This is a genomic window from Methylovulum psychrotolerans (assembly GCF_002923755.1).
In the GTDB taxonomy this organism is placed as follows: Bacteria; Pseudomonadota; Gammaproteobacteria; order Methylococcales; family Methylomonadaceae; genus Methylovulum; species Methylovulum psychrotolerans.
The window spans coordinates 931,109-951,198 of record NZ_PGFZ01000001.1 but is presented as its reverse complement, the minus strand read 5'-3'; the positions used below and the strand labels follow the sequence as shown (position 1 = coordinate 951,198).

The window sequence follows — 20,090 nt, the reverse complement described above, 5'->3', positions numbered from 1 at the left end:
TATTAAGCTTTAGATAAAGAAAAGATAAATAAGGTGGCATTATCGCGGTCTCCAAGAATTGGCTGCTGGCTTTATGGCGTATTTAGGCACTTTTTTGCCAAGCTTCAAAGCCGCCCGCCATAGACAACACATTTTTATAACCCAATTGCTGCATACTTTGTGCCGCTAAGGCCGAGCGTCCGCCCGTGCGGCAATAAATCAGCACCGCTTTGCTGTGGTCGGCCAGTTCGGGAATGCCACCGATCTTAAATTCCAATACGCCGCGCGGCAGCAGGAGTGCCGTATCAATATGTCCGGCGGCATATTCGCTTTCTTCGCGGGTGTCGACTAACACCACATTGCCTTCGGCCAGCAGTTTTTTGGCGGTGTCGACGGTGACTTCAGTAATCTGCTGCTTGGCTTGGGCGACCCAATCTTGGACAGTGCCCGTTTGTCTGGCTGGGGTGTTGTGTTCGCGTACCGCCACCGCATCTTGGCGTTCTTTTTCATCCAAGCCGCAATAGCGGTTGGCGGGTACGGCCTCGTCGATCAGGCGGGGCTTGGGCAAGTCCAAATTCGCCATAATGTCGATAAACTGCTCGCGGGTTTTGCCTGCCAGGCGCGGGTTAGTGGTGCGTTCTTGGCCAATGCTGCTGACCCAGCGGCCTTGGTAGTCATGGCCAGGGTAGACCAAGGTTTCGTCGGCTAAGGTGAACAGGCGTTGGTTGATGCAGTCGTATAAAGCCCCGGCATTGCCGCCTTGGAAATCGGTACGGCCACAGCCGCCAATCAATAAGGAGTCGCCGGTAAATAAGCGGTCACGCCATAAAAACGATAAGCTGCCGGGGGTATGGCCTGGAGTGGCAATGACTTTGATCTGTTCGTTGTCGCCAAAGGCAAACACGTCGCCATCTTGGATTTGGATGTCGGCGGTGGTCGCCCCGCACAGTTCGCTAACGGCGGTGGGTGTGCCTAAGCGTTGGCGTAACAAACCGCCTGCGGTGATGTGGTCGGCATGGACATGGGTTTCAAACGTGTATTTCAACTGCAAGCCGTGCGTCGCCAATAAGCTGATGTAATCGTCGATATGGGTGTTGACGGGATCGATAAACACGGCATCTTTGCTGATAGGGTCGGCAATCAGATAAGTGTAAGTCCACGTTTCGGTATCGAAGAGTTGTTTAAATAACATGGTGCGGCCTCGTGTGTTTAATGGGGAGGGATGCCTGTTGTGCAGGATTTTTGTATTGTTATGGTTATATCTTGTGGATAGCAATGCTTATGCCATTATTATAACTTATTGTTATAATAATATTTTTATCAGATTTAGTAGCTTAGTAGTGTTTCATTTTTGTTTATTATGAAACAGATTGATGTTTCATAAAATTAATATGAAATATAATTGAAACAATCGGTGGTCGTTAGGCCGGATAAACCTCAAGCCTTAGAAAAAAAATTATTTCGGCCCTATTGAAAACCCTATTAGCCTACCTTATATCGTCATCGGGTACCCAATAAACTTTTTCATTGTAAGGTTATTATCACTGAATAGATTGGAGGTTATTATGGCTATTGTCCGTTATCAGCCCTGGGGCTTATTAAACCAATTGCAAAAAGAGCTGGAGCGCGGTTATCAAAGCAGTGTCGGTGAAGGTTCGATTGCCACGGCGGAGTGGGCGCCCGCAGTGGATATTAAAGAAGAAAGCGATAAATTTATTTTACATGCCGATATTCCGGGCGTTAAACCCGAAGCGATCGACATCAGCATGGAGAATGGGGTGTTGACGGTGAAGGGTGAGAAAAAGACCGAAGCCACCACCGAGCAGGAAGGCTATAAGCGGGTCGAGCGTTCTTTTGGCAGCTTTTACCGCCGCTTCAGCTTACCGGACACCGCCGATGCCGAGGCTATCAGCGCCAAGTCCAAGCATGGTGTACTGGAAATCGTTATCCCCAAACGCGCCGCCGTACAGCCGAAAAAGATCAATGTGGCGACGGAGGAATAACGCCTTTATTGTGGGGCGTTTGCCTTAGTTAGGTGCTTGTGAAGTCGGCCTTTCAGGTTTTGGTGGCCTGAAAGGCTGGCTGTCTTAAATATATAACGGTGCCATACGCCGCCAGTAATAGCCGCTATGCGCCCGTTCATTCCATAAAATGAGCTGATGGCGGATGCCCTTGTGTGCTAAGGTTGTGCTAAGCTGTTGGTTATTCTCCAAAAACGGATCTTCATTGCCGATGACCAAGATAATATCCATTTCTTTCAGTTTGCTTAACACATCATCACTTTCCAGATTGGGCAAAAAATGTGAGGGGGTGTGGTAGTACACGTCTTCATTGTAAAAGCCGTCCAGCAAGTCATTGAAATATTCAACATTTAAGGTCAGGTCGTAACGGCCTGAAAACGCCACCAGTTTTTTAAATAAGTGCGGATGCCGGAAGGCAGTGTTGGCGGCATGAAACGCGCCTAGGCTTAGGCCGTGCGAAATGGTGCATTCGTGCGGGTTTAGGCTGTCCATAAACGGCAGCACTTCTTTTATCACATAATCTTCATAAGCAATATGCCGTTGGATACGGCCTGAGGGGTGCGCCCACCAGCAATAAAAGGTTTCCGCATAAACGGCATCAATGCAGTACAGTTGCAGCCAGCCTTCATCTATCTTGTGTTTTAGCGCCTTGACCATGCCCAGCCTTTCATATTCGTCAAACCGTCCGTCACGGGTGGGAAATACCAGCACTTTCGCGCCTGCATGGCCGAAAATCAGTAATTCCATATCGCGTTGTAAATTATCACTCCACCATTTGTGATATTCGCGGTTCATCGCACAACTCCTGATTGCTTGTGTGGGTTATAGGTGTAAGGGTTATTTTGCTAGTGGTGCAAAAAAAGCCGCCAGCTCATTAATTAGCTGATCTTGCTGTTGGGCTTGGTTTGGGTAGTTATAATGTCCGGCCTCTAAGACAAATAACTGTTTTTCTCCGGGTAAGGCATTGTAAATAGCAAATTGTCCAGGCGGCGCTACGCAAGGGTCAAAGGTGGCGCAGGCGCAATGCACGGGCAGGGTAATATGCTGGGCGGCGGTGGCCGCGTCGTAGTAGCGCAACACTTTCAACGTCTGTTTTTTATGCCCGCAATAATATTGCTGGACACTGCTGGCGCTGCCTTGCGAGGGCAGGCGCAGGCGCAGGGGCTGGTTGCCAAAGGTCGGCACGTTGAAATGCGCCCTGGCGATACGTTGTTCCACGGCTAAAGCCAGTGCCCCTATGCCTCCGGCGAAACTGATGCCCAGATAGCCTAAATGGCCGCTTAAATACGGAAATAGGTTGAGGAGGGTGCTGGTCGCCAGCCAGAGATCTTCTACACAACCGCCCAGCACATACTGGTCGGCATCTTCGATATGGTGGCGGACATGCCAGAACGGGTCGGGTGATATATCCGCTTCGTGGCTTAGGCCCAGGCCACGAAAGCAGGGGAACAGCAAGGCCGCGTCCTGAAACGGCAGGTGAAAATCCGGCGCGGTACGCCCCCCGTAACCATGCCCTATGACAAAACCGCGCTTGACCACGCCGTGCGTGGGCAGCATCAGCCAGCAACGGATCCGACGCTGGTCGGTGGAGGTGTAGCTGATGTGGAAGATTTGCCAACCGGATTTGTCGGTGCTGATAAAGGTGATTTTTGGCAAGGGTGCTATCCGTAACGCCTGTTGGTAACGCTGCTGCCAGAACGCCAGAAAGTCCTTCGGGGGCTTGGGGCTGCCAACATTTAATAATTGTTCTAAAGAATAGCCATAGCTGGGATCGAATCCGTATCCGTTTTTATTAATAATATTACAACTATCGTCTGACATGCACTTCCTCAATTATTTTTCTGCTTATAGTTCTTGTTATACCATTGTGTCCATGACAGTAATATTGACGGGGACAAAAAAGAGTTTAGGGCTTGCCGCGCGGGTAAAAGGACGCGGTAACTTATGATAGCGGCAAACGCTACGAATAGTATAGGGAGGGCAAGAATTTTTTGCCAAAGGCGGCAGGTGGGTACAAACCTGAAGGCGGGCGGGTAAGTGCGGGTGTTTGGCGGGTATCAGAAAGGTTGTTTCGGGTGTATAGTGGGGCGTAAAAACCTTGGAGGATGATCATGCCTGAGTTTAGCGTCCGCCCGGCCATTACCTTTATACGCCAAAACCCGTTTGGGGCTTTGCTGGCGGTGGGGCTGGCCTTGGCGTTAGTCAAATTATACGGTTTATACACCAGTGTCGAAGTGGATGATGGGCATTGGCAACAATTTAAGGCCGAGCACCACTGTGTTTTGCAAACGGGCGGGCAAGGCACCGGGCATGTCAGTTGGCTATGCGACGACGGGCAGACGTATTACCGTTGGCGGCAGCAACAGCATTAGGGGGCAGGTGGTCTTACCTGATGGTTTGCCAGCCTTGGATGCCAACGACAAAAGCAAAAGCCAACCAACTGAGTACGCCTGCCCAGAAGGTTAGGATAATCAGGTAATAGGGCCATTTGCAGGGTGTGCCGACTTTGATCACCGCCGTTGCGGCGAGCAGGTCGCCCAGCCGCCTGTGTCTGGGGCCGGCGGCGAAGGCTATGTCGATGTACAGAGCTAAGTAGGAATGGGGGCCGAGGATGAGCGAACACACTGTGGTGAGCAGCAGCCATGACAGGTTTCTGCCCGCCGCCCTGAAGAAGCCGCAGGGTTGGCGGGTGATTTCGTGGATGACCGCTATGCCGAGCAGCCGCTTGCCTACGCTTTGCCCATTGGGTAGGGCATCGGCGAACAGGAAATACGCCATAGGTAAGAGGTAGGCCTGCGGGTCAAAACCGACAGTTGTGGGAGCCAAGTGGTTTTTTAGGGCGGCACACGCATAAAACAACAGCCAGACGATGCCCCAATCAATGAGCTTGGCGATATTACGCGCTTCGTAAGGGGCTAAGCAACCGATAATCGGCCCCACATTCCTTTCGGTAATCAGAACTTTTTGTAATAGGGCTTCGGCAGTTAAATCGACCATTACGCCTTGGCGGTGCTGGTCTAAAAACTGCTCGCGGGACTCCAGCAGCTGCCCGGTGGTTTGGGCTGCATAGCGGTCATACACATCGCTGTTGCAGAATCTTCGCCATAATCTTCTGAGCCTAGTCAGCAGCATGTCAACTTTCCCCTCATAATGTTTAACTTGCCTGATGGCTTAGCCCGCCAATCGGGCAACATGTTTAATTATAGTGGTCAGTTTACTGCTTGGGTAGTCAGTGCTTGGGCTTAGGATGGTTAATTTTCTTGGCTTTCAAGTTGTCGCCTGATAACAAGCCGTTTTAAAACAAAAAAGTGACAATCGCTTTTAATTTTCCGCTTTCAATGACCGGAATTGCCAGCATAGCGCTGAGGTTATCCAATTCTGGGTTGTATTCGGCCTCATGGTCGCCGGTGATGACGGGCATACCGGTTAGCCAGACCCGGCCTAAGGCACCTTCGCCTTTGCTGATGGTGATAGTCTCAAAAATTTGTGCCAGCTCGTTATTGGTTTTGCTGTAGCCTTGTTGGCAAATCAGGTGCTTGCCTTGGGCATCGGGTATCCAGATTTGGATGCGCTTGGCGAGCGGGGTGGCTTTAGCAGAAAGGAAGGTCATCAGATAGGTTTGCTGGCCGTGGTCAGCGATGGGGATGCCTAAGCAAGTGGTGATGCCGGCTTTTTGCGCTTCGACTCCGCGTACGAAAATAGCCGGTTGGCCGATGTCTTCGATCAGTACCGGCATACCCGAAGCCCAAACTTGTCCGGGTATGCCTTCGCCTTTGGCCATGGCAAGTTGCCTGGACAATTGCTCAAAATGTTGCAAGGTGCCGTAATAGCCGTCTATGACGCTGAGGCTGTCGGGGTTGGCGGCATTGCTCCATACTTCAATCGCCCCGGCGTGGTCTTCGTCGTCGCCACATAAGAACATGACGACGGCAAGCAGGAAGTCGCCGGAAAAAATGGGGATGGCGATGCCGCAAGTCAGCCCGGCTTTTTGGGCGGCTGCGGTGCGTTTAAAGTAAGAGTGTTCAAAGGTGGTCAGCATGACAGGGTGGCCTTGCGACCAGGCTTTGCCGGGTAGGCCTTCGTCGTAGGCAAAATGTTGTTGTTCGCTGGCGGCCTTAAATTCGCTTAATGCCCCGTATAAGCCGGAGCCGAATTCCAACTGGGTGCGTTGCCGGTCTGGAATCCAAATTTCTGTAACCTTGATAAACGTTTTCATGGGATTTTTTTAAGAAGTCTTAGTAACACTACGGTTTATTTAAGCAATGCCGCCATGGCAATGACATTTTTCGCCATTTCGCCGAGGGTGATGTTGCGGTCCATCGCCAGTTTTCTGAGCGTATGATAAGCTTCATTTTCGGTAAAGTTTTGGGTTTGTATCAAAATGGCTTTGGCGCGGTCAATTAGCTTGCGGTCTTCCAGTTGGACGCGGGCTTCTTCTAAGGCGGTTTTTAGGGTTTGCTGGTGGCGGAAGCGGGCGAGCGCGACATAGATGATGCTGGCGAGGCGGCCACCGGCAAAACCGTCGACGATGTAGGCGCTGATGTCGGCTTTAATGGCTTGGTTAATGGTGTCGATATGCCCGTCTGTGGCAAACATCACCACGGGTAGGGGGGTGTGCTGGTTGAGCTGGTGCAGGTCGGCCAAAAGGTTTTCTGAGGGTGTGTGCAAGTTAAAAATAATAACATCGGGCTTGATGTCTTTGCTTAAGGCCAAAAACTGGGCACCGTAGCGGATCCTTAAGCAGTTAAATCCCAGTAGGCCAAGGTTGGCTTCTAACAAGGCGTTGTCGCAGTCGCTGTCCATCAATAACACATTTAACATAATGGGCGTATCGTATGCTTAGGGTATGGGGTCGGGTAAAAGCGTTGGTTTACCAACGGTGGGGGCGTTCAAAACACAACTCTGGCCGCTACTCAAATCCAGCAAGTAACATACCATACAGGCTTTATGGCGGGTGGCGGTATTTTAAGGGCGGCGGCAGCGTTAATGCCCTTATTTAGGGCGCGTATTGTTTCATGTTAGCTGATGTTTTGCTAGCCGTTCGGAGGATTTTGGCTGTTGTCGGTGCTGGTGTTTGCCAGGGTGGATGGATTCGGCAGTGTGGCGGTGTTAAGTGGTATATGGGTATAAAAACTGCTTATATTTTACAGTATTATCGGTTAGGGATAGGGATAAATAAGGTTTGGGGCCAGCAGCGCTTAAAGGGTTGGCGACCTTATTTAGGGTGTTTTAGGAAATAGCCTGATGAACAGATGGCTTACTATAAACCATGGCAATAATAATGTAATCAGGTAGACTTATCATAAAAGCGTTATTGGCTAGCGGCGTACGGCCACAGATTTTTTCTATTTTTTCTCAACTTCACAGGTGGCATTATGACAGCAAAATTCACGCCCTTAAAAGATCACGACACGCCGATTAAGGTGTTGTTTACCGGCTATCTCTGTACGGTCGGCATAGGGTATTTGTTCGCGCTAATGCAGATATTATTCACGCATGGCATGGCGGACGGTAAGTTCGGTTTATCGATTGACGATATTGTTTATAGCTACTACGGTAACCGCTCAGGAACAGTGTTAGAAAACCAGTTGAACGGGGCGATGAAGGCGAATGCTTCGGCGCAAGAGCGTTTTGACATCATTGAATGGGTCAGAAACGGTGCCGACGAAGCCGATTATAAAGCAGACGGTATCGAAAAAATTGTCGAAGAACGTTGCGTGATGTGCCATAACGAAGCCGCTTCCGGCTTGCCTAACTTTAAGGACTTTAAGCAGTTGAAAGCCTTGACGGCGGAAGATCAAGGGGCGACGTTTGCTTCGTTGACGCGGGTCTCGCATATCCATTTATTTGGTATCAGCTTTATTTTCATGTTTGTCGGGCTGATTTTCAGTTTTGCCGAGACCACGACGGTGCAGTACAAGTGTATTGCCATTGGGATGCCGTATACGTTTTTGATTGCCGACATCTTGTCGTGGTGGCTGACTAAAATCGACCCGATTTTCGCTTGGCTGGTCATTTTTGCCGGTATGGGCATGGCGGTGTCGTTTATGTTTATGTGGGTCACGTCGATTTTGGAAATGTGGCTGTTTAAACCTGTGTTTATTGACGGTATCGGCTCGCAATACTTGTTGTGGCGCGACAGCAAAGAAGCCTCGGCGGTGGATAAGCTGTTGGCGGGCTTTAAAAACGCTTTCCTTTGGGTTAAGCCTGTCGTGGTTCAAGGCGTAACTAAACTGTGGGCTTTAGCGCAAGAGACTTTGAAAAAGAAACCTTAAGGCTATATAAGGCGGCGGCTGGCAAAGCCGTCGCCTAACTTTACCGTTAGTCTTGTCTGATAAGTTTTTGGCAAAACGGGGCGCAATAAGTCCGTCATTAAGCAACGCAGATGACAGGCAATCTTGCCGGCTATTACTCGGTGACGGTCAACGGCAACTGGCGGCTGATCTTCACCTTTAATGATGAAGATGCAGAGTTGGTGGACTATTTGGATTATCATTAGGAACAAACGACTATGAGCAGAATGCACAATCCGGCGCACCCTGGCGAAGTGTTGCGCGACTGGCTACCCGAAGATATGACGGTGACGGAAGCCGCCCAAGCCTTGCAGGTTTCACGGGTCACACTTTCCAAAGTGCTGAACGGCAAGGCAGGGGTGACGGCGGGCATGGCCTTGCGGCTTGCCGCGTGGCTAGGCACATCCCCCGATGTGTGGCTGGGGATGCAGACACAGTGGGATTTGTGGCAAGCCGAACAAAACTCAGCCCGACCATTAAACCGCTAAACCCGCGCGAAGTTGCCGACCATGCTGAGATTATCTGAAAACGGACGGCTAAAACGCGATGCGCACCGTGACCTTGATGCCGAATGGCTGGCAGGCGTAGATCGGGTTTACCCACGGGACATAAAAGTGGTAGCGTAACCCGACATGTGCTGCTGATAAATTTATTGTAAACTTACGGTTAATTTTTGGTTTTTAACTGATTGGGGTTTGAGAAATGAATTTAGAAATTGCCGCCGTTATCGCCGTTGTAGTTATTTTTGCCTTGTTACTGGCCAAAACAGTCGGTTTTAAATTAACCAAAGACGGCGTAAGTTTGTCGGCGGATAAAAATAAATCAAAAGACCTTGCTGCGGTTGAAAAGAACAAAAAAAGCAAAATAGACATCGAAACCCGCGAAGGACAAGACATTAGCGTCAAAGAAAACGAGGATTCGGATGTTAAAATCAAATGATTCCATTAACGTTTCAGATGTTAAAGGTTAAGTGGCCCCCATTGTCCAGACAATATTTAGCCTAGTTTAAGATAGTGTCATTGCCATTGCAGCGGATTGGCGCTGCCCCGTTTCTCCGTTTGAAGCATTTCGTTTATCGCTAAAATGATCTGCTATTTTTGCCCCGCCGCCGACCGCCGTCCGATAGACTTCATCGGGCGTTTTATAGCCCAGTGATTGATGGTAACGTCCGCTGTTGTAGAAAACAAAATAGTCGGCCAGCCCTGATAGCAATTCCGGCAAATGGGCGTAACCTTTCAGATAAACATCCTCATGCTTGACGCTCCGCCACAGCCGTTCGACAAAAATATTGTCCAATGCCCTGCCGCGTCCGTCCATGCTGATTGTGATGCCGTTGTCCTTGAGTACGGCTATCCATTTGTCGCTGGTGAACTGCGCCCCTTGGTCGGTGTTGAAGATTTCGGGTATCCCGTAGAGCCTGAGCGCAGTTGCCAAGCAATCCACGCAAAAGCCGACATCCATCGTGTTCGACACTTCCCAAGCCAAAACCTTACGGCTGTACCAGTCGATGACCGCCACCAGGTAGACAAAACCGTGCGCCAGCCGGATATAGGTTATGTCCGTACTCCAAACGTGGTTAGGGCGGACAATGCCCAAGCCCCTGAGCAAATACGGGTAAACCGCGTGCGCCGGGTGGCTTTTGCTGGTGTTGGGGCCGGGTGCCATCCCTGCCAAGCCCAGGATGTGCATCAGGCGCTGCACGCGCTTGCGGTTGACGCAATGGCCTTCGGCGCGTAGCCAAGCCACCATTTTCCGGCTGCCGTAAAAGGGGCGGCGGGTGTATTCCTCGTCCAACAAGCGCAGCAACATCAGTTCGAACCCGTCCACCCTTTCCGCTTTACCCGCATACACGGTCGACCGGGCGATGCCCGCCAAACGGCATTGGGCTGTTACTGGCAACTGCCCGTCATTGGGGGCAACCCACGCTTGCCGCAGGCTTAAGGGTTGATCCCGGACTTTTTTTTCAGCCAGTCCAACTCCATGTTGAGCTGTCCTATCTTGGCGTACAGGCGTTCGGGGTCGCTTTGCGGGTCAACCGCCTTCGGGCCGCGCTTCGTCTCAAACAGTTGCCCGGCATTCTCCAGCAAGGCTTTTTTCCAGAGGCCGACTTGCGTCGGATGGACACCGTGTTCTTGGGCTATCTCATTGGCCGTCTTTGTACCTTTGACCGCCTCCAACGCCACCTTCGCCTTTTGTGCGCCGGTCATCAATTTACGCTTTTTCTCACTCATTTTCGTCCACCTGTTTTATGATGGACACCATCTTAAATTATTGTCTGTTTTTATGGGTCCACTATAAGGCTCTACTATTGGAATCATCACTGGTGACAATTCCAGTATCAATTTCTACCATTCAGCCGACTACAAAGCCCTACAAGCCCAACTCGAAAAAGCCCAGCAAAACGTTAACAAATATCCAGGTGATACTGACTTTTGGCAAGATTTGGAAACTCTACAGCAAAAGCTAGAAGATTTTAAACGTGAGGTCTTAAAGCTAGCGGAAGATTTTAATAAAATCCCCATCAACACCGAGCGGCTACGCTTAGCTAAACAATTCTTTGACGAAGGCAACTACCAAGCCGCCCGCGACATTTTAAACGCAACTGAAATAACCCAAGACCAAACGGCACTATTAGCCAAACAACAACGCTTGCAAACCGAACAAACCGAAGTCACCACCCAGCTTGAAAACAACGCCACCGAATTTTTATACAAAGCCCGTTTGACCGCCATCGATTACAGCTTGCTTGACCGGATAGCCCAAACCAGCTATTTTTTTGAGTCCGCCCTAAAATCAGCCAAAACGCCTAAAAACATTTTTGCTTACGCCGTTTTTTTACAAGCAAACAATCAATTTTCTGTCGCAGAAGCCCAGTATAAAGAGATCTTGGAGATTTGTAGGCAACTGGTGAAGGACGGCTCTGCCGTTTATTGGCCCAATATTGCGATGACATTAAACAACCTAGGCAACTTGGTGGCGGCAGACAGCAGCCGCCGCCGCGAGGCGGAAATACTACACCGAGAGGCATTGAGGATTAGGCGGCAACTGGCGCAGGACAGCTCCGCCGTTTATTTGCCCGATGTCGCGATGACGCTGAACAACTTGGGCAGCTTGATAGCAGCAGACAGCAGCAGTAGCGAAGCGGAAAGTCTGTACAAAGAGGCTTTGGAGATTTATGGGCAACTGGAAAAAGGCAATTCCATCGTTTATTTGTCCGATGTCGCGATGACGTTGAACAACTTAGGAAACTTGGTAATAAATGACAGTAGCCGCCGTAGCGAGGCGGAAATACTATACCGAGAGGCCTTGAGGATTAGGCGGCAAGTGGCACAGGACAACTCCGTTTATTTGCCTGATGTCGCGATGACGTTGAACAATTTGGGCAACTTGGTATCAGACGATAACAGCCGCCACAACGAGGCGGAAAGCCTGTACCAGGAGGCTTTGGAGATTTATAGGCAATTGGCAAATAACAACCCCGCCGTTTATTTGTCTTATGTTGCTACGACATTTAAAAACCTAGGTATATTGGTGGCAGGTGATAGCGGCCGCCACAAGAAGGCGGAAAGCCTGTTCCAAGAGGCTTTGGAGATTTATAAACAACTAGCAAAGGATACCCCTGCCGTTTATTTGCCCTATGTTGCAGGGATATTGAACAACTTGGGCGGCTTGGTATCATTACACAGCAGCCGCCGTAGCGAGGCGGAAAGCCTGTTCCATGAGGCTTTGAAGATTAGGCGGCAACTCGTAAAAGACAGCCCTGCCGTTTATTTGCCTTATCTTGCAGAGATATTGCACAACTTGGGGAGCTTGGTATTACAAGATAGCAGCCGCCGCAACGAGACGGAAAGCCTGTACCAAGAGGCTTTGGCGATTAGGCGGCAACTGGCACAGGACAACCCCGCCGTTTCTTTGCCCGCTGTCGCCAATACGCTGTTTGCTTTCGGATGGGCTTATTTAAACTGGCAAGATCCACAAACAGCATTGGTTTATTTACAAGAATCGGCGGCTTTATTGGAGCCGTTTGCAAAACAAGCCCCCACGGTTTTTGGCGATAAGTACGCTCATATTTTAGAACTCATCGAACAAGCCAAACCGCATTGAACAACTAACCGAACCCCGTAAGGTATAACAGGCATCGCCGTATTGCATCTCGGCAAACGGGGTGCTGAGCGGGTGGAACAGGCATATCAACTCGCCCAAGCCGCTAAGGCTGGGGGAGGCGTTTCTTAAATTAGCCCCATCAATCCTGCTTTATCGGCGGCATGTCCGCCAGTGCCGCTTCAAATTCTGCCAAGGGTACGGGCTTGCCGAACAAGTAGCCTTGATAGTGGTAGCAGTAGTTGGCTTTGAGAAAAGCCGCCTGTTCGGCGGTTTCCACGCCTTCGGCAATCACATCCAAGCCTAACGTAATCGCCATGCCGATAATGGTCTGGACTATGACGTTATCGGCATTTTTTAAAGTCAGGTTATGGACAAAGCTTTTGTCGATTTTCAGTTGGTCTAGCGGCAATTGGGTCAGATACGATAAAGACGAGTAACCTGTGCCAAAATCGTCTAAAGAAAATTGCACCCCCATTTTTTTCAGCCGGTTCATCTTTTTGATGGTGTCGTTCATGTCGTCCAGCACCAGACTTTCGGTCAGTTCCAATTTCAGTTTGCTGGCATCAATGCCGGTATTGGTGATGATGGCGCTGACTTTTTCGACAAACTGGTCTTGGTGGAATTGCCGGGGGCTGACATTGACCGACAGTTGCAGGTGGGCGGTGGCAGGGTTATCTGCCCAGGCCTTAAGCTGGATGCAGGCGGTTTCTAAAGTCCAATAGCCGATTTCGGTGATGAGGCCAATTTCTTCGGTCAGCGGGATAAATTTGACTGGGGCTATGAGGCCTTGTTCGGGATGGTGCCAGCGCAACAAGGCCTCGGCTCCAGTAATGTAGCCTGAGTCGAGGGTCTGTATCTGGTAGTACAAGCTGAATTCGTTATTCAGCAGGGCGGTGCGCAGGTCGGCCTCCAGGCCGATGCGCACTTCCATTGCCGCATGGGTGGTCGGGTCAAAAAAGCGGATGGTGTTGCGCCCACAGCGTTTGGCCTGGTACATGGCGGTGTCGGCGCGTAACAGCAGTTCGTCGACGCTAAATTCATTGTGGCGGAACAGGCTGATGCCGATGCTGGTCGAGCTGTAATGGTCTTGGCCTTGCAAATTGAAGGGCTGGTTGATGGCATCACGGATTTTTTCGGCAACCTGTTCGGCTTGGGCGGTGGCTTCGTCAAAATCGTCGCTGAGGTGGGTGAGAATGACGACAAATTCATCGCCGCCTTGCCGTGACACGGTATCGTCGTTACCGACGCAACGTTTCATGCGCTTGGCGATTTCCACCAGTAACAAATCGCCGATATGGTGGCCTTTGGTGTCGTTCAGCTCCTTGAATTTGTCCAGGTCAATAAACAGTAAGGCACCGTGCTGGTGGTGCTTTAAGCCCGCCAATAGGGCAAATTGCAGCTTATCTTGCATCTGGCGGCGGTTGGGCAGTTCGGTCAGCGGGTCGTAAAAAGCCAGATTATGGATGAGCGCGGCGGATTTTTTTTGTTCGGTAATGTCGAAAAACGTCGCGACATAATGGCTGGTTACGCCGTCTTTTGCGGTGACGCTGGTCAGATTCAGGGCGGCGGGGAAGGCTTCGCCATTTTTACGGCTGCTCCAAATTTCGCCCTGCCAAGAACCTTCATTATCAAGGGTTTGCCAAAGCTGCCGATAAAAATCGCTGTCATGGTAACTGGATTTCAGTAGTGCCCCTAGCGGGTTACCGATGGCTTCGGCGGAGCTATAGCCGGTAATATGGGTAAAAGCCCGATTAACTTTTAGGATCAGTTTTTGGGTATCGGTAATGACAATTCCTTCCAGCGATTCAAAGGCAATGGCGGCGATGCGCAAATCTTCTTCGGTTTGCCGCCGTTCGGTAATGTCCTGTACCGTGCCTTTGATGGCGACGGCATTGCCGACGGTATCAGTGACCACTTCGCCACGGTTCTGCATATAGCGTTCGCTGCCGTCAGGCCAAACGACACGGTGGTTAAGGGTGTAACGTTGCCGGCTACGGCGGGCATTTCCGATAGTTTGGGCGACTTTGTCGGTATCGTCGGGGTGTATGCCGCGCAGAAATAACGCTTGGCTAGGTGTGGTGCTGTGCGGCGGCAGTCCCCACAGCCGAAAATGCTCATCGGACCACTGTAGGGTGTTGTTGCGCAAATCCCATTCAAAACTGCCCAAATGGGCGATTTGTTGGGCTTGTTTCATGCGTTCCATGCTGGAGCGCAGGGCTTGCTCGCGTAATGTTCCGGCGTGCCGTAACAGGATGTTTTCGACAATGGCGGCATGGGTACGGCGGGCGATCATGTCGGTGAACAGCAGATAAAGCATTACCATGGCCGCCATGGCGATGTGCATAGTTGTGCCTGCCGTTAGCAGGCGGGTAATCAGCCCGATAAGGGTAGGCAAGGTAAACGCCAATAAAGACTGGCGGTCAACCGATAAGGTGGTGTTGGCTCCGGCGGTCAGGCCGGCAATGGCGAACGCCAAAAAGGCTTGGTGGGGGAGGGTGTTGACGGGGAAGGTCAGGATGCTTGCCAGCCCCCACGCCACGCCTGTTGCTAACATGCTGAGGCGGAAACGGCGCAGCCATAAGTCGGGTTCCGGTTGGCTGGCTTTACGGTAGCGCAAGAGCAGCAGCCAGCGGAATGCCAGTGCTACGCCCAGGACGGTAAGCCAGATAAGCAATGCCGAAGCCGCCAATACTTGGCTTTGGATACCTGCCAGAATTAAAGCGATCAGGGCGTTGCCCAACAGGGAGACGGGGATGCTGGCGTATAAAATCGGTACTTGTTGGCTACGCAGGGCGGCGGTTTCGGCAGTGGTGCGGACGTTTTTTGGGTGCGTGTTCACTGTTCGGCAGGCGGTAAGCAATCTAAATGGCGCATATCGGAATAATAACCGATTAATTAGCGTTTGGGGTAACAATGAATGGTTTTGGGGCGGAAAAAGTGGAGCGGAGCTTAGGCCATATTTACCTGCAAAGGGGCGGGACACGCCCATGCTTTCCAGGGAGCAGCCTCAAAAGGTAGCCAGCTTTGGGCGGATGAGTGTTTAGGTAAGCCATTACAGCAACAGCTGGTCATCAATGGCGATAAAGCGGTTGCAAGCTTGGATCAGCGAGGGGGCGGTCAGGGTGGGTACGCCGTAGACTTCGGTTTTGACCTGATGCACGGTGCGGATTTTGTTAAGCAATAGGTCAAAGTCGCCGTCACCGGACAGTAAAATCACCACATCCGCTTGGCTGGCATAGTCAATGACATCTAAGGTGATGCCGACATCCCAGTCGCCTTTGGCCGAGCCGTCGCTGCGTTGGATATAAGGCTTTAACTTAACGTCAAAGCCAATCGTGCGGAGGATTTGCTGGAAACCTTGCTGTTTGCTGTCGCGCTTATCAATGGCGTAGGCAAACGCCGCCGCCACCGTCCGGTTTGCTGTTGCCAGCTCCCAGAAGGCGTGGTAGTTGAAGTGCCGTTGATAACGTTGCCGGGTGGTGTAGTAAATGTTCTGCACATCGGCAAAAATGGCGACTTTTTGCATGGCTTAGCTAAGGAAAGAGCAGCAATAATCGGTAGCGGTGCGGATTTTGACGGTGAATTGGGCATTAGCGGGCACGTCGAACGATTCGCCGCCCGTAACCGTTTGCCATTGCTCAGAACCGGGCAGCAGAACGTCCAGATCGCCCGCCATAATCTCCATAATTTCGGCGGCTCCGGTGTTAAACGTGTATTCACCGGGCAACATAAAGCCTAAGGTTTTGCTGCTGCCGTCGGCAAAGCGGATGGTGCGGCTACTGACATTGCCGTCAAAATACACATTGGCTTTTTTGACGACGGTGACGTTAGTAAATTCTGACATGGTGTGCTCCTGAAATTAGCGGGATAAAAAATTTTGGCATGATAGCAGAATTAAGGGCGAAAATTTTTCAGTTTACATAATTTTTGCATAGTTGGGTTGACAGTATGGTTGTTATAAATAATAATCATTATCATTTAATGCAATATCTGTTTGTTTTTCTTGCCCGCTATTGACCGGAGTGACCACCATGCTTGCCAAGCCCTTGCTTACCACCGCACTGTATTTGTGTTTTGCCGCCCCCGCCGCCGCCGACTTAACGCCGGAACAACAATTAGGCCAGCGTCTTTACCAGGATGTGAATTTGTCCGCCAGCCGTAACCAGTCTTGCGCTTCGTGCCATAGCCTTAAAAAAATAGCGGGCAAAGCCCCGGCTTTTGTCGATCCCGCCAATGTCAAACAAGGCACGCCTGTGTCTCTGGGTTCGATTGAGTTTGCTACGGGAACGCTGAATGCGCCGAGTGCGGCTTATGCGGGGTTCAGCCCGCCGTTCCATTGGGAAGCGAAAGACGGTACTTATGAAGGTGGGCAGTTTTGGAATGGGCGGGCTAATGATTTAGCCGAACAGGCACAAAAGCCGCTGTTAAACCCCGTAGAAATGGCGATGCCTAACGAATGGGCGGTGGTCAGCCGCCTGAAAGCCGACCCGGCTTATATACGGCTGTTTTATAAGCTGTACCAACTGGATTTGGCCGCTGTGCCTGATATTAAAGACGCGCAATTCCAACAACAGGCTCCGCAAGCGGTGGCGGACATTTATCAGAAATTGGCCCAAGCGATAGCGGCGTTTGAAATGTCGCCCGCCTTCCATAAGTTTAATGCCAAATTTGATTTTGTCCTTGCCGGGCAAACCCATTTTACGGCCTTGGAAGAGCAGGGCAGAAAATTGTTCGACGGCAAGGCGGGCTGTTCCGGTTGCCATATCAGCAGCATGGGTACGGATGCCCAAGGCCACCCGCAGCCGCCGTTGTTTACCGATTTTACTTATGACAATATCGGTTTGCCGCGCAATTTCAAGATTCCCGGCCAGCCTAAGCCAAACTTAGGGCTGGGTGAGCGTAGCGACATTAGGCAATCCGACCCGGATAAGCTGGAATGGGGCAAGCATAAGGTCATGTCATTGCGTAATATCGCCATCACCCCGCCGTACGGCCATAACGGTGTCTTTGCGACGCTGGAGCAGATTACCCATTTTTATAATACCCGTGATGTCTTAGGGCAAGTGGCGAATAATTTAAGCCCCGATTTTGGCGTGTCCGGGTGGCCGAAGCCGGAAGTGCTGAAAAACGTCAACCATGACGAACTGGGCAACTTGGGGCTGACCCCGGCGCAGGAACAGGCGGTGGTGGCGTTTATGAAGACCTTGACTGACGATTATCCCGAATGGGGCAACGATCCGCTAGTGCCGCCGGGTACACCGTCGCCGTTTGCGGGTCGGCCTTAATGGCTATTTGTCGTCTCAGTACCCGTGTGCTCCAATTTTGCCACGTCGCCTCTTGCACGGGCTTTTGGCGTATCAACGCGTAGCAGTAAGCGGTAGTGCGTCCAGCTCAATTCGTGACGCAGTGCGTCACAATTTGGAAACGCTTGGTAAAACAGCCGCATGTAGCGCAAGTTTGAGGTATCAAAGCCCTTACCAAATTCGTGGGTCAGGGTTTGCGCCAATTGCGGCAATAACTGTTTGCCATAAGCCGCCCGCACTTGCCCGCCTTGTTCAAATCCAACAATATGTCTGCCAATTTGCCAATAGGTTTGCACTTGCGCCACGTCGGCAGCGCGTAAGACCTGCTGGCGGGCTTGCATAATCAGGCCGCGCAGGGCATCTAATAGCGTAAGCGGCAGCGGCAGCTCCAGAGGGAAGATGACTTCCCGTTCATGACATTGCGCGGGGTGTTTGGTCATGATTAATCATGCTAATGCCTTATCGGAGAGTAGCGGCAGCGATCTCATTTTCATGATACGCGCTACCGCCCTCGCAGAACCGGACTTGGAGCGTTACACCATCCGGCTCCCAGCTTGAGTCATCCACCATGGTGACGGGTAAAGGTTGCGAACAATACATGTTCGAGGAAGATAGTGATTTATAGCCTCGCCAACCTGCTGCCAAGTAAAACTTCGGCGTTGGCTTCGACGATTCAGACACTTAAACAGGAGCCGTTGTACTTGATACCGATATTGACGCAAGCTCCTGCTGTTTCCACTGACCCCAAAATACTGGATATGGCCTTGAAGATGACGATAGGCATATTCCATCATAGCCTTACCACCCTGAACCCTCAAACTAGCCAAACGAACATTCAGTTCTATAAGTTTCTTCTGAATGCGCTCACGCTGTGTCTTATGACTCACCACAAAGTTACCTTTACGGCTACGTCCCACATAGTGCGTGAAGCCTAGGAAATTGAAGGTTGGTGGGCGACGATGCCCATCCTGTTTGCAACGCGCTTGCGCCAAATGTCCGAACCGATAAATGGCTGTTTTACTTGGTTCTGCCTCAAGGTCAAATTGCGCCAACCGAATCTTTAATTCTTGCAAGAATCGTTTGGCATCATCTTCCCATTGGAAGCAGGCGACAAAATCATCCGCATACCTCACCAACCGTGCAGTACCGTGACATGTCTTCGCATAGCGTTTTTCAAACCACATATCCAATACATAGTGCAGGTAAATATTGGCAAGCACGGGCGAAACCAATCCGCCTTGCGGAGTGCCTTGCTCACTTGCCTTAAATACGCCATCTTCCAGCACCCCCGCCTTGAGGAATCGGTCAATAATCCGTAGCAGTCTCGGATCCGAAATTCGATGTGCTAAGAAACGCCTTAAATGATCATGACTGACGTTGTCAAAGAATCCTTTGATGTCTGCCTCTACGATCCACTGCGTGCGCTCTATCGTAATGATTTCCGCTAAACGTTTTAGCGCTTGGTGCGCATTTCGCCCTGGACGGAAACCATACGAACAGTCTCGAAACTCCGGCTCCCAGATCGCCTGCAAAATCAGACTCGTCCGATCTTGTACGATCCTGTCTTCAAAGCTGGGAATTCCCAATGCGCGGCGGCCGCCGTTCGACTTGGGTATAAACACTCGCCTCACCGGCTTAGGCCGATACCCTAAACGGCGCACTCTGGCCGACAAATCCTTCAGCCTTTCCGGCAGTCCATAGCCCCCATAGTCTGCCTTGCGCATCCCATCAACCCCGGGCGCCTTGTTTGCCGCTTGGCGCTCGAAGCTCTCATTTAATCCATCGGGATCAAACAGCATCCCTAACAGCGAATTGTATTTTCGCTGTGGATTATCACGGGCCCACTGTGTGAAATGAATAATTTGTGTTGTCATGAACAGAGTCCGCCCGGTGTCGGGTCATGTATCCATTACCCATTATCTCAAACCGATGCCCCTTCACTCCATCCGAATTACCAGACTTCATTGCTACTATAGGCATCTCCGACTTCCAATGGACTCCGCCTCTATTCTCGCTGTTTAGACTTGGCAAGAGGTGCGCTTGTGCGCCGACCATTGGATCTCCCTGGTTACTGCATAAACTCAATGTAAAGCTCGGTACGGACTGAGATCCCGGGATGGTTGCCATAGCTCGCCTATACGCTATGACACCTGTTGCCTGCTAGCTTAACCAAACTATCGGCCTTATCCAATGCGGTTATTTCGGGACTTTATCCTTCAGGGTCAGCTTCACCTGTTACCTTTGCGCCTCGCTTCCTTTCGTGCCTACGCATCAAGCACATCGTTACCGATATGCCTGCATGGCTCGATACCAGGCTCGTGGCTAGCGATTACCTGGGCGGGATTCACACCCGCTAGTTTATGCAGCCTTGCCAGGCCGCAACGGTTAAA

General features: G+C 51.0%; 20 protein-coding genes. 8 read left to right on the top strand and 12 right to left on the bottom strand.

The window, feature by feature from the left end:
* Positions 1-82: 82 nt before the first annotated feature.
* On the bottom strand, positions 83-1,171 hold the full coding sequence (locus AADEFJLK_RS04420) for an MBL fold metallo-hydrolase (protein WP_088618502.1): 1,089 nt from the start codon (positions 1,169-1,171) through the stop codon (positions 83-85).
* A gap of 373 nt (positions 1,172-1,544) precedes the next feature.
* Here AADEFJLK_RS04420 and AADEFJLK_RS04415 point away from each other — a divergent pair, with 373 nt between their 5' ends.
* The gene (locus AADEFJLK_RS04415) at positions 1,545-1,982 is read left to right on the top strand and encodes an Hsp20/alpha crystallin family protein (RefSeq protein WP_088618501.1); all 438 of its coding nucleotides are present in this window, start codon (positions 1,545-1,547) and stop codon (positions 1,980-1,982) included.
* 84 nt (positions 1,983-2,066) lie between these two features.
* On the opposite strand, the gene AADEFJLK_RS04410 is transcribed toward AADEFJLK_RS04415, so the two are convergent.
* Complete coding sequence (locus tag AADEFJLK_RS04410) at positions 2,067-2,795, bottom strand: esterase family protein (protein ID WP_103973418.1); 729 nt, start codon at positions 2,793-2,795, stop codon at positions 2,067-2,069.
* A gap of 42 nt (positions 2,796-2,837) precedes the next feature.
* On the bottom strand, positions 2,838-3,821 hold the full coding sequence (locus AADEFJLK_RS04405; RefSeq protein ID WP_103973417.1) for an acetylxylan esterase: 984 nt from the start codon (positions 3,819-3,821) through the stop codon (positions 2,838-2,840).
* Positions 3,822-4,111: 290 nt separating this feature from the next.
* Here AADEFJLK_RS04405 and AADEFJLK_RS04400 point away from each other — a divergent pair, with 290 nt between their 5' ends.
* On the top strand, positions 4,112-4,372 hold the full coding sequence (locus AADEFJLK_RS04400; protein ID WP_103973614.1) for a hypothetical protein: 261 nt from the start codon (positions 4,112-4,114) through the stop codon (positions 4,370-4,372).
* A 13-nt stretch (positions 4,373-4,385) separates the two neighbouring features.
* Here AADEFJLK_RS04400 and AADEFJLK_RS04395 read toward each other — a convergent pair whose 3' ends face one another.
* The 3 genes from AADEFJLK_RS04395 to AADEFJLK_RS04385 all read right to left on the bottom strand — a co-directional run bounded on the left by AADEFJLK_RS04395 (position 4,386) and on the right by AADEFJLK_RS04385 (position 6,821).
* Positions 4,386-5,132, bottom strand: coding sequence for an RDD family protein (locus AADEFJLK_RS04395; protein ID WP_103973416.1), 747 nt, complete (start codon positions 5,130-5,132; stop codon positions 4,386-4,388).
* Between the two features lie 163 nt (positions 5,133-5,295).
* A complete protein-coding gene (locus AADEFJLK_RS04390) occupies positions 5,296-6,216 on the bottom strand; it encodes a GAF domain-containing protein (RefSeq protein WP_103973415.1) in 921 nt (306 codons plus the stop codon).
* A 35-nt stretch (positions 6,217-6,251) separates the two neighbouring features.
* Positions 6,252-6,821 carry an ANTAR domain-containing response regulator gene (locus AADEFJLK_RS04385; protein WP_103973414.1) on the bottom strand — a complete coding sequence of 190 codons (570 nt, stop codon included), beginning with the start codon at positions 6,819-6,821 and terminating at the stop codon, positions 6,252-6,254.
* 554 nt (positions 6,822-7,375) lie between these two features.
* On the opposite strand from AADEFJLK_RS04385, the gene AADEFJLK_RS04375 reads away from it, so the two are divergent.
* From AADEFJLK_RS04375 to AADEFJLK_RS04360, 4 genes are all read left to right on the top strand, one after another.
* Complete coding sequence (locus tag AADEFJLK_RS04375; protein ID WP_103973412.1) at positions 7,376-8,275, top strand: hypothetical protein; 900 nt, start codon at positions 7,376-7,378, stop codon at positions 8,273-8,275.
* A 110-nt stretch (positions 8,276-8,385) separates the two neighbouring features.
* Positions 8,386-8,499: a type II toxin-antitoxin system RelE/ParE family toxin gene (locus tag AADEFJLK_RS04370; protein WP_103973411.1), complete on the top strand. Its 114-nt coding sequence runs from the start codon at positions 8,386-8,388 to the stop codon at positions 8,497-8,499.
* Between the two features lie 12 nt (positions 8,500-8,511).
* Positions 8,512-8,781 (top strand): HigA family addiction module antitoxin, encoded by a 270-nt coding sequence (locus AADEFJLK_RS04365; RefSeq protein WP_103973410.1) that lies wholly within the window; start codon positions 8,512-8,514, stop codon positions 8,779-8,781.
* 214 nt (positions 8,782-8,995) lie between these two features.
* Positions 8,996-9,232, top strand: a complete 237-nt coding sequence (locus tag AADEFJLK_RS04360) for a hypothetical protein (RefSeq protein WP_103973409.1) — start codon at positions 8,996-8,998, stop codon at positions 9,230-9,232.
* Between the two features lie 66 nt (positions 9,233-9,298).
* Here AADEFJLK_RS04360 and AADEFJLK_RS04355 read toward each other — a convergent pair.
* Positions 9,299-10,524, bottom strand: a protein-coding gene (locus AADEFJLK_RS04355; RefSeq protein ID WP_428839016.1) for an IS3 family transposase whose coding sequence is annotated in 2 segments (ribosomal slippage) — positions 9,299-10,248 and positions 10,248-10,524 — 1,227 coding nt in all. Because the reading frame shifts where the segments join, the coding sequence is not laid out codon by codon here.
* A 211-nt stretch (positions 10,525-10,735) separates the two neighbouring features.
* Between AADEFJLK_RS04355 and AADEFJLK_RS04350 the strand changes: the two genes are divergently transcribed.
* Positions 10,736-12,397: a tetratricopeptide repeat protein gene (locus AADEFJLK_RS04350; RefSeq protein WP_103973408.1), complete on the top strand. Its 1,662-nt coding sequence runs from the start codon at positions 10,736-10,738 to the stop codon at positions 12,395-12,397.
* A gap of 139 nt (positions 12,398-12,536) precedes the next feature.
* Here AADEFJLK_RS04350 and AADEFJLK_RS04345 read toward each other — a convergent pair whose 3' ends face one another.
* The 3 genes from AADEFJLK_RS04345 to ppnP all read right to left on the bottom strand — a co-directional run bounded on the left by AADEFJLK_RS04345 (position 12,537) and on the right by ppnP (position 16,241).
* Positions 12,537-15,236, bottom strand: coding sequence for a bifunctional diguanylate cyclase/phosphodiesterase (locus AADEFJLK_RS04345; protein ID WP_170065029.1), 2,700 nt, complete (start codon positions 15,234-15,236; stop codon positions 12,537-12,539).
* Positions 15,237-15,449: 213 nt separating this feature from the next.
* Positions 15,450-15,923 carry a LabA-like NYN domain-containing protein gene (locus AADEFJLK_RS04340; RefSeq protein ID WP_103973406.1) on the bottom strand — a complete coding sequence of 158 codons (474 nt, stop codon included), beginning with the start codon at positions 15,921-15,923 and terminating at the stop codon, positions 15,450-15,452.
* Positions 15,924-15,926: 3 nt separating this feature from the next.
* A complete protein-coding gene (gene ppnP, locus AADEFJLK_RS04335) occupies positions 15,927-16,241 on the bottom strand; it encodes a pyrimidine/purine nucleoside phosphorylase (RefSeq protein ID WP_088618491.1) in 315 nt (104 codons plus the stop codon).
* A 187-nt stretch (positions 16,242-16,428) separates the two neighbouring features.
* Between ppnP and AADEFJLK_RS04330 the strand changes: the two genes are divergently transcribed.
* Complete coding sequence (locus AADEFJLK_RS04330; RefSeq protein ID WP_103973405.1) at positions 16,429-17,682, top strand: cytochrome-c peroxidase; 1,254 nt, start codon at positions 16,429-16,431, stop codon at positions 17,680-17,682.
* Here AADEFJLK_RS04330 and AADEFJLK_RS04325 read toward each other — a convergent pair.
* Positions 17,679-18,140: a DUF1016 N-terminal domain-containing protein gene (locus tag AADEFJLK_RS04325; RefSeq protein ID WP_249027969.1), complete on the bottom strand. Its 462-nt coding sequence runs from the start codon at positions 18,138-18,140 to the stop codon at positions 17,679-17,681. The genes AADEFJLK_RS04330 and AADEFJLK_RS04325 overlap by 4 nt on opposite strands.
* Positions 18,141-18,233: 93 nt before the next feature.
* A complete protein-coding gene (ltrA, locus tag AADEFJLK_RS04320) occupies positions 18,234-19,574 on the bottom strand; it encodes a group II intron reverse transcriptase/maturase (protein WP_103973404.1) in 1,341 nt (446 codons plus the stop codon).
* Positions 19,575-20,090: the final 516 nt, after the last annotated feature.